This window comes from Bradyrhizobium sp. UFLA05-108, from assembly GCF_059803455.1.
This window is the reverse complement of sequence record NZ_JBANAZ010000175.1, coordinates 1-1,801: the sequence shown is the minus strand read 5'-3', so window position 1 is coordinate 1,801 and position 1,801 is coordinate 1. Positions and strand designations below refer to the sequence as shown.

Below are 1,801 nucleotides of genomic sequence, written 5' to 3'. Positions count from 1 at the left end.
ATGTCGCAGCCCGGCCGAACAAGGAGATGGCCAATAACGAAAGCGCTTGACACCAATCGCCCCATACAAGTCCTCTGCCCCATAGCGGTCGTCGAGCCGGTGCCGCCGCTCAGACCGCTCGAACTTGGACAAGCCGATTGATTGCGTACGCGTCGTCCCAGCAGACCGCAGCTTCCCATGCGGCCGAGGCTTGGGCGGCGATGCATTTGGGCCAATGTCAGCTATTGGCCCCCCAACTCACCCATTGGCCCGAGGCCGAACGGCGCTTAACCCGTTGTGATGTCAGCTGTCGGCGGCAAACCGGATGCCGGCGTGTGCTTGCCGCGACCGCCGCTTGTGATCCAAACTCGACCATTTGAAAGCGTCGCCACCCTAGACAGGGTGCATCGACTGGAGGATCATACGCTGGGCGAACTGGGCGCAATCGACGAAGCTTTCTAGGAGAAGGAATTCAAGATGTGGCAGTTTCGGCTACGTAATCACATATTGGCGACAACGAGCGTGCTCTTCGTGCTGCTCTTCAGTCTTGCAGCCGCGGACGCGAGGGGCCCCGGTCTGCCCAACGTCGTGGTTCTTGCGACCGGTGGCACGATCGCCGGCACCGGTGCGAGCAGCACCACCGTGGTCGGTTACACCGCCGCAACGGTGGGCATAGAGACCCTTTTGAACGCCGTTCCGGAATTGAAAACGGTGGCGAACGTCAAGGGCGAGCAGGTTTTCCAGATCGCCAGCGAGAACATGAACAATGACTACTGGCTCAAGCTTGCAAAGCGCGTCAACGCCCTCCTCGCGCAGGACGACGTGGATGGAATTGTAATCACGCACGGCACTGATACGATCGAAGAAACCAGCTATTTTCTGGACCTTGTCGTCAAGAGCAAGAAGCCTGTCGTCATCGTCGGCGCGATGCGGCCGTCTACAGCGATCAGCGCGGACGGGCCGATCAACCTCTACAACGCGGTGATCCTGGCTGGCAGCGACGAGGCAGTCGGCAAGGGCGTGCTCGTTGCTCTCAACGATCAGATCAACGCGGCTCGCGAGGTAACCAAGAGCAACACCTCGACGGCAGACACATTCCGCACCCCCGAACTCGGCTTTCTCGGCTATATGCAAGGAAACAAACCGTACTTCTATCGTCAATCGACACGTCGGCACACGGTGGATTCCGAGTTTGACGTTTCGGGTCTCGATGTCCTGCCGCAAGTCGATATCGTCTACGGCTACGCCAACATGAACCGGGTCGCGGTCGACGCCTTCGTCGCAGCCGGAGCTAAGGGGATCGTGCATGCCGGAGTGGGTGACGGCAGTCTTGCCCGGCCCGCGGTTGAGCCGGCCCTCGACGAAGCTCGCAAGAAGGGTGTCGTGATCGTCCGCAGCAGCCGTGTGGGGAACGGCATCGTCGCGCGCAATGGAGAAGCCAAGGATGACGAGCATGACTTCGTTGTCTCAGATACGCTGAACCCTCAGAAGGCGCGTATCTTGCTGATGCTGGCGCTGACCAAGACGACCGACACCAAGGAGATCCAACGGATGTTCTACACTTATTAGACCGCCCGAAGCGCGGTTACGGCCGTCGCAGATGTGTGCAGTGAGATCATATCGATGAACTCGTGATCTCCGGCGATGCTACGCGTTACTCACATCGTCTCCTGCTGCGCCGACCGGCGCAGCAGTATCGGGTGATCGAATAGCGTTTTGGTCTGCCGCCTTGTGCGATTCTGGTTATGGCCGATTCCGTTGAAAAAGGCCGCGGTTGCGACTCAGAGATACCAGTGATTCAGTCTGTCTAGTTGGCAGGACT

Annotated in this window: 1 protein-coding gene and 1 pseudogene; one reads left to right on the top strand and one right to left on the bottom strand. The window is 59.2% G+C overall.

From position 1 onward, the window contains the following. Nucleotides 1–109: 109 nt before the first annotated feature. Nucleotides 110–202 (bottom strand): annotated as a pseudogene (locus SO140_RS45740) (aminoglycoside phosphotransferase); the annotation flags it as partial. A gap of 299 nt (nucleotides 203–501) precedes the next feature. Between SO140_RS45740 and SO140_RS45735 the strand changes: the two are divergent. Continuing rightward, nucleotides 502–1,548, top strand: coding sequence for a type II asparaginase (locus SO140_RS45735; protein WP_449381926.1), 1,047 nt, complete (start codon nucleotides 502–504; stop codon nucleotides 1,546–1,548). The last annotated feature ends 253 nt before the right edge of the window (nucleotides 1,549–1,801 follow it).